Here is an 8,313-nt window from a genome sequence, read left to right on the forward strand (position 1 = left end):
CCCTTGATTTGATCGTGATAATTATTTATACTCTTCATATAGCCGTTACCTCGCATTCAGTGTTTTACCACTGCCCATTATATCATCCGATATCTTGGGACTGGCAATTTAGTTGCCGATTTATTGAGGAACGGCTATTTTATTTTTATTGTCTGCAGCTTTGCTGCGGTATGTGAATAATACTCACGAGTGTTAGTCTTATGGTAATAAAATATGAAGTCTGCGAATGTTGATTCAAAAACCATCTAATCTGCTTACTCGTGAGACTAACATCTAATCTGTTCTGTCACCAAGCACGAGCATCTAATCTATCCACCTAACTATCAAATCTGCCTTCTTGGTGACATATCCCCGCGAACCGATAAAAAGGGATTTTCAAGTTCCGGCTCCAGCCTACAAAACTTAAAATCCCTTTATTTATAGGCTTTTTTACACACTCGTTTCACCACTTTTGACATCAATACTACTGTCTCAACGTGGAACGATAGCATCAGATTGATGTCGGGTATGTTTTTGGCTGATTTTCATATAAAGGAATACGTCGATCATGGTTTTGTGAGCTCTATCCGTGCGTGTAAACATGTCCACGTTTTTAATAGCGTTTATCCGTTCTCGGAAACAAGTCATACAATATCTTGATTGGTCAGCCCTAAATGTTCCTCTAGGGATTTGCCCTGTAGAGGTATTCAAATCCGCTGTATAACAGGCTTTTTCAGCGTTATGGGGCTTCTCCATGCATTCTTGGTTTCTGCCTTTGTAATTCAATGATCAATTGTTTTCCTCGAAGTTCTCGACCTGCTCCATCACCTTGCTGAATACTTCCGGGCTGTACTGCGGCGGGTATCCGTTCTTGATAAGGCAGATTTTAATCTCAAGTTTGAGCTGATCGCGAACATTCTGATTGTTGAGCCAGTCAGCGAAGGATGATTTGGTATCGATGATTTCCTTGACCTTTTTTGCAAGCTCTTTACACCTGTCGTTGATGACAACGCCGTCCACAGACTTATCGTTGCCATACTCGAAATTGTACTGGTCACGAAGAGATACTAAAATATCGTAGAATGCCTTCTCTTCAAAAGTAAGTCCTATTTTGCGAAAACTCTCTTTATTGGCATTCATCTCGCGCAAGATAGCAAGGGCTTGTTCTGTTGCGCTTTTGATAATGTCATCAGAAGCTTCTTCTTGAGTCACCCCAGCTTCTTCTGAATAAAGGTTCTTGCGCCGCTCGTGGTATTCCTCAATCGTTTTCTCAAGCATTTCTTGGAATTTTTTCGCAGCAACTTGATTGATCTTGCCATATTCCTTGATCTGCTTGCGGAGCATTTTAACCAGCATCTCTAGCTTTGTGGCTGGCATCTTCACATCAGACAGTTTCTCAAAATACTCAGGACTGAAGATATCTTCCTGCTCACCACTTTCGAGTACACTTTCGACCTCATTGTATTTCAATGCTTCTTCAACCATCCTGGCAACGGCCTTGTTCATGGTATCGGCATCGACATCGCTTGTTCCGCTCATCTTGCGGACAAAACCGGCGATAGCCATGAAGCACTGGGCAAGGGCGGATTCTTCTTCACCAAGTTCACCGGAGGGCTGACAAATATCGAAAGCGGATCTCATCCTCTTAACTGTATTTAGAAAGTAGGTCTTAAAGGATACCGTCTGAGAACCTTTGCTGCCTTCAGCTTGCAATTCCTGCGTGGAAGCGAATACATACTCCGCAGCTTTTGCAAGAAGCGTATAGCGCTTGACGGGGTCGCAATTCGGGTTCAAGAACGGATACAAGTCATAATCCGTAAACAGCGTCTTCAGAATGGTCAATTCCTCTCTGAACACGCCGGTTGCTTGCTCAACATCATCCGCAGTAGGAGCGATGGATGTGTCGCCCCCGTACACCTTCATGGCCTCACGCATGTTTTCACGTATGCCGATATAATCCACAATCATGCCGTAATCCTTGCCGGGATTCTTCCGGTTGACACGGCTGATTGTCTGAATCAGCATATGCTTCTTCAGGGGCTTATCGTTGTACATATAAGTGAGGGACGGAACATCAAAGCCGGTGATCCACATGTCCACGACGATAACGACGTGGAAATTGGATTTTTCCTGCTTAAAGGCTGCATCCAGGTCTCCGGAACGCTTATCGTTTGAAACGCCGCCGAGATAATTGTACATTTCGGCTTCGTCGTTCTTACCGACACTCGTAACCATTGCCATGAAGGGCATTGGCTTAAGTTCCCTCAGTTCTTCGGCAGTGGCAGATACTCCGTCCGCCACTTTCTTCTCTTCAAACCATTCCGAATACTTTGCCTTGAACTTCTTGAGCAAAGCATAGGCAATCGGTCTGCTGGAGCAGACAATCATGGCCTTTTGAACTCTGTCTGGATCTTCATTGCAAGCGGCAGTATAGTGGTCATGGATATCCACGGCAAGCTGCTCAAGCCGGGAAGGTTCTCCGAGAATGATCTCCATAGAACTCATGGCCTTCTTACTTGCCTCGATATCCTCTTCGGTTGCGCCTTCATCGGCGCAGATCTTGTAATAGGCCTCTATCTGCTTTACCTTTTCCTTATCAAGCAAGACCTTCGCAATGCGGGGATGATACTTGATGGAAACTGTCAGTCCATCCGCAACGGCCTGATCCATGGTGTAACGGTCAATCTCTTCACCGAAGGTCTGGTAGGTTTCTGCAATCGGTGTGCCGGTAAATCCCACGAAGGTTGCCTGAGGGAACGCTTCTTTCAGCACTTTGGCATATGGCTTAGACACCATAGCCTTCATGTTCTCGTCAGCGTCCTTGCTGAACTGAATCTTTTTGGAGTGCTCCAACTGGGTGCGGTGCGCTTCATCAGAAAAGCAGATAATGTTCTGCCGGTTATTGATGAGGCCGATTTTATCGTCCTCTCTGTCGCAGAATTTCTGAATCGTGCAGATATAGAAACCACCGCTCTGGCGTGCGCCCAGCTCTTGTCTCAGGTGCGCGCGGTTTTGAACAACCGAGACTTCACCGAGATTCAGGAATTCCTTACTCTTTGTAAAGAGCTTTGCACCTTGCTTCTGAAGTTCTTCCCGGTCAACAATCATAACGATTGTCGGCGAACCGATTTCCGGGATATCTGTGCAGCGAAGAGCAAGCTGACGAGCGAGGAAGGCCATTGTATAGGTCTTTCCGCAACCGGTCGCACCGAAGTAGGTGCCGCCTTTGCCGCTTTTCTCCACAACGGATTTGGCGATGCTTTGTTTAAGCAATCTTGCCGCAAAGAACTGCGGATAACGGCAAACGATTTCAACCTCGTTGCGGTCATAAATACTGTCCTGAAAATAGACATAGTCACGGAATATCTCAAGGAATCTTGCCGGGCTGTAAACGCCCTTTATCATGTTCTCCATTTCCGCAAAAGGCATCGTAGACACCCTGTCCCCGTCATTTACTCTGCGCCAGGAATAAAAATGCTCATAGGGAGTGCGAACCGTACCGAGTCTTGTTTTCACGCCATCGGATATACAAGCCAGGGGACAGTAGTGCAGCAGATGCGGAATATCTCTCCAATAACGGATATTGACCTGCTTCCAAGCTTCATGAATGGTGGCATTGGCATCTGCAGGATTCTTCATCTCAATGACGCACAGCGGCATTCCATTGACATATAAGAGAACATCCGGTCTGCGGTTTTCTTTTTTGCCGTTATTGGTGTATTCAACTACAAACTGGTTGACGACCCGGAAGATATTTTTGTTTTTGTCCGGGTTTTTAAAGTCAATGAGCGATACCATTCTGGCTATTCCGCTATGCGGAGTATATTGAACACCGTCAACCATCCAGCCATAGACCTTGTGCAGTGTTGCAAAGTCGCTTTCAGCACCCACAAGACGAACATTGTCAACGAGCTGACTGACTTCATCTTCCTTCAGATCCGGGTTTGTCTTGCTCAAAAAGGCTGCAAGATCATCGGTATACAGAACATCTCTTTTTGAGATTCATCGCTGTTTATGATAACGTAGACAGCACGAATACAGCCGATAACGATTTTACACCGTTCCGCAACATTATCAATGAATGGTATTGCCGCGACATCTCCAAAAAGGTGAAAGCAGGTATGCGGGCGAGGGCAAACTCAGGTGAACATATAACGGGTAATGTACCCTATGGATATAAACGGTCGGAAGATGACCCCAAAAAGTGGGTGGTCGACGAGGAAGCCGCTGAGGTTGTGCGCGAGATTTACAAGCTCTATATGGGAGGTATGACATTCAAACAAATTGCCGAAGAGATGAGCCGACGCAAGATAGACACGCCCGCCAAGCACATGATGCAGTTTGGGCTGTACAGGTACGGCAGACGCCTTAACTTGGACGAGTTACCTGAACTCTGGCACTTAGGGTCAATCATTATGATTATCGACCGCTATGAGTATGCTGGACATACCGTAAGTTACCGACGTGAAAAAGTATCCTACAAAAACAAGAAAAGCATACAACTTCCCGAAAGCGAGTGGATAATCACGCGGGATACGCAAGAAGCCATTATAGATGAAGAAACTTGGCAGACTGCTCACAGGATAAGGGAAAGCGGGCGGCACAGGAAGGTCAACGTCTACGACAAAGGCCCCTTGAACGGATTGCTCTACTGCGATACTTGCGGGAATAAGTTGTACTTTAAGCCTACACCGAGGCTAAAATCCCACAGTGGGTGCTATATGTGCGGATACCACCTGCACTACAACCTCTGCTCGACCCATTACATTCGGCGCGATGATTTGGACACGGTTGTGCTTACCCACCTTCGTAAGGTCACGGCTTTCGCCCAGAAGCACGAGGACGAATTCGTGAAAATGGTGGAGCGGAAAACAAGGCGTAGCGGTGAAGACGCTCTCCGCAAGAACGAGAAAGAACTCGCCGAGGGGCAAGCACGTTTAAATGAAATTGACCGCATCATCAACCGCCTATACGAGGACAAGGTGGTCGGAGACCTCAGTGCAGAGCGGTTTGCCAAAATGCTCGATGGCTTTGAAACGGAACAAACAAAAATTCGCACCCATTGTGAGCAACTGCGGATTGCCATCGCTGAGGATAAGGAAAAGACCGACAGTGCGGAACGGTTCATAAAACTGGTACGGCAATTTACCGATATAACGGAGTTGACCCCAGAGATAGCGGCAACGCTGATTGAGAAAATCATCGTCGGGCAAGCTGAAAAGGTCGACGGCCAGCAACGGCAAGAGGTACGAATCATCTACAATTTCATAGGCGACGTAAGCGAGGAAATCACAGAATAGCGGCTCTGTCGGAAATGACGAGGTCGCTAAATTTTTGCCTTAAAAGTATTACCATAAGACGAACACCCCCCCCGATCATTTCCAGAGAAATATTTAATTAGGTTTAAGATGAGAAAGAACGAAGAGCATTGCTCAAAGGGAATCTGGTTGATTAGAGGAACTGAAGCTTCGGATAAACGATTAGATGAATTAAAAAATGAGCTAAAAAGGTTTATTAGTTTTCAGGTTAATAATAATGTTGATTCCGAGGTTTATAATGAAGAGTACAAAAAATATTCTGAAGAATTGGAGGAATTCCGAAAGAAAAGGCTTGAACACGATAAGGTAAATGACTTGAAGGATGGGTTGAAGCAAAGGTTTGACGAAATCCTAAAGACTATAAATAGCTGGGATTCACTGCTTGAGGAATTTGATGAACAAATATTTAATGCGTTGGTTGAGGAGATTGAAGTTTTCTCGCCAACGCATTTTGTATTTCAGTTAAAGAGTGGGTGGAGGGTGGAGGAAATAGAGGAATAACAGTTAATTAAGTACGGGGGTATCGGTATTAGTGGTGCTCCTATTTCTACAAAATTTTGTCCTATCCATACCTTTTAATCATAGAGAGAAGTAAATCGCTTATTTATGGCTTATTGCATCTCACTTTTAATATGTAAGAAGAAAAATAAGATTTTAGCATATCAGAATATTTTTTATGAGACATTTGCTTTAATTCTCGGGCGGGATTTATAATTGTCCTAATAATACCATAGAAACAAGAAAAAATGGCAAATCCTGTCGAACCAGTTGATTTCCTATTAAGTTTAAAATAGAATCGAACTGGGTTAAGTAGTGGGAACCATAGTCTCAAATTTCTTATAAATAAAGTTTCGAGAGCCTATTTCTAGATGGAGGTAAATTGAAGTGTCTTTCAATTCTGAGGAATTAGAAAAAGTAAAAATTCTAGTAGTTGATGACCATTTGCTTTTTGCAGAAGGAACCGTCGCGTTATTATCTTTTGAACCCCGGATTTTGGTAGTTGGAATTGCCAAGAACGGGATAAGTTGTCTGGACTTTTTTAGTAAAACTGAGATTGACGTCGTTTTGTTAGATATTCAGCTCCCAGATATCTGTGGGACGGATTTAATAGATGAGATAAAAAAGGTTCAACCAAAAGTTAAGATTCTTATGATGACCGGACATAATCCCAAGGGTTACGTTACTAAGTCTCTAAGTAAAGGGGCAAATGGTTTCCTACTTAAAGAATGTTCAGTAAAGGAATTAATTCAGGGGATATTAACAGTTTATGATGGTGAGGTTTATCTGTCGCAAGGTTTAGAGAATTTACTTCAATCCAAAAATAATGATAATAACGTACATATTCCAGTTAACTACGAAAAAAAGCCATGTAACCTTCTAACCCCTAGAGAAATAGAAATTATTGAATTAGTATCACAAGGTTTCCGTAGCAAAGAGATTGCCTTAGTCACAGGCATTAACGTACGGACAGTTGATTTTCACGTTAGAAATATCTTTCTCAAATTAAAGGTGAACACACGTTTGGAAGCAGTCTTAAGATATAAAGATGAAGGATTTAGCAATTGCTAAATCCTTCATCTTTATATTATTTAGAAGTTTTCTGTTGTCTGAAACTCTTGAGTTTTGATAGTTCAGGTTAAAGACCTCTTCGAGAGTGTTTATTCAAAATAATAACTCATAACCGTTTAAAAGCAGGGAAAGTCGAAGTAAGGAATAATTTGTTGTAAAATATTAGGAATTAACCTAGTAAAACTACGGGGGCAAAGTTTATCAATTTACGATATACTGATCTAGGGCGGGACAACAAATTAACAGTTATATACGCCGAGCTAATATCTATCAGCTTTTAGTCACATGAGGACATAATTGTTTATTATAGGAAGTAGGAACAATTCGTATAACCGTCAATGCATCCCGAGTTTTTCAAAAATATCCAATAAAGGTTAAAGGATAAATGGTTGAGTAGACTCTATAATATTTGCAACTACTATTAGTTTTTGAATGGCAGTTGCTGTTTAAAATAGAGATGCCATCAGATCATCATACCCGCAAAGTACCATAGATCTGATGGCGTTAGCCCCCTACGCAAAATAGTAGGTGATTTTTATATTACACCTACTGGGGATATTTGTGAAGGGAGATAGAGAGAAAGGAAGGAGAATTATTTAATCTATCCCATTCAAATGTATATTTATAAGGAGGAAATGAAATGATCAAAAAGTTACTAGTTGTAGGCGCTCTGACTACACTTTTAATTACAGTATCTATTGGTATATCATATCAAAATTATTATGCTGACCAGAAAAAAAGCGTAGAAGAATATATTAAACTAGGTGGTGAATTCATTAAGAATAATCCTGAATTACTTTCTAAGTCATTAGAAGTAGTAGAAAATAAGTTGGTGAATTACGAAGATGTAGTTTCAAATGTTGATCTATTACCAATATCTATTGCAGAAATCGAATTTAGAAAAGGCATTAATCAGGCAGCCGGATTTGGAGATATGGATGATAAAGCCATTTTTAACATTTTAGTTGAAGAAAAATTAATTATGAGCTATGCGATAAAAAATAATGTTCTACCAACAAAAAACGAGATTGATGATTTTATTAAATCCGAAAGATTGGTATTTGAAAAAACAGAAGAATTTCAAAAATTTATTAATAATTTTTGCACAGCAGCAAATATGAGTATGGAGGATTATTGGAATACTTACGAATATTACAATGCCTTCCGTATCGTAACATTTAAAAAAGCCTACGACTATTCAATTGAAACTGGAATAAAAAAAGGAGAATTGAGAGACTTAAAAAGTGATAAGTACACATTAAATTCAGACATTACTAGCGAGTATGATAAATATTGGATAAAAATAAAAAAAGAAATGAAAAATATGACCTCGTTAAAAGTTAACAAGCAATACTCTAATAGAGGTTTTATTCTTGATAATTCTAAGTTATATACCTTTGGGGGGGAAGTATAAATGAAAAAACACATATATATATTACTATGTAAT

The 8,313-nt window shown here is 41.5% G+C and carries 5 protein-coding genes; 4 read left to right on the forward strand and 1 reads right to left on the reverse strand.

Annotated features, from left to right (window positions below; all coding sequences use genetic code 11):
* Positions 1–768: 768 nt before the first annotated feature.
* A complete protein-coding gene (locus tag AC6I5A_RS06520) occupies positions 769–3,981 on the reverse strand; it encodes a type I restriction endonuclease subunit R (RefSeq protein ID WP_497900554.1) in 3,213 nt (1,070 codons plus the stop codon).
* On the opposite strand from AC6I5A_RS06520, the gene AC6I5A_RS06525 reads away from it, so the two are divergent.
* The 4 genes from AC6I5A_RS06525 to AC6I5A_RS06540 all read left to right on the forward strand — a co-directional run bounded on the left by AC6I5A_RS06525 (position 3,975) and on the right by AC6I5A_RS06540 (position 8,280).
* Positions 3,975–5,279, forward strand: a complete 1,305-nt coding sequence (locus AC6I5A_RS06525; RefSeq protein ID WP_497900552.1) for a DUF4368 domain-containing protein — start codon at positions 3,975–3,977, stop codon at positions 5,277–5,279. The two genes, AC6I5A_RS06520 and AC6I5A_RS06525, sit on opposite strands and share 7 nt — an antisense overlap.
* Before the next feature lie 108 nt (positions 5,280–5,387).
* On the forward strand, positions 5,388–5,798 hold the full coding sequence (locus AC6I5A_RS06530) for a hypothetical protein (protein WP_497900553.1): 411 nt from the start codon (positions 5,388–5,390) through the stop codon (positions 5,796–5,798).
* Positions 5,799–6,182: 384 nt separating this feature from the next.
* Positions 6,183–6,866 carry a response regulator gene (locus AC6I5A_RS06535; protein WP_034613278.1) on the forward strand — a complete coding sequence of 228 codons (684 nt, stop codon included), beginning with the start codon at positions 6,183–6,185 and terminating at the stop codon, positions 6,864–6,866.
* A 640-nt stretch (positions 6,867–7,506) separates the two neighbouring features.
* Positions 7,507–8,280 carry a hypothetical protein gene (locus tag AC6I5A_RS06540; RefSeq protein ID WP_034613281.1) on the forward strand — a complete coding sequence of 258 codons (774 nt, stop codon included), beginning with the start codon at positions 7,507–7,509 and terminating at the stop codon, positions 8,278–8,280.
* The last annotated feature ends 33 nt before the right edge of the window (positions 8,281–8,313 follow it).

It is taken from the genome of Desulfosporosinus sp. Tol-M2, from assembly GCF_059735615.1.

Coding starts and splice junctions, on each gene's coding strand:
- AC6I5A_RS06530 (WP_497900553.1), top strand. CDS start 5,388: ATGAGAAAGAACGAAGAGCATTGCTCAAAGGGAATCTGGTTGATTAGA.
- AC6I5A_RS06540 (WP_034613281.1), top strand. CDS start 7,507: ATGATCAAAAAGTTACTAGTTGTAGGCGCTCTGACTACACTTTTAATT.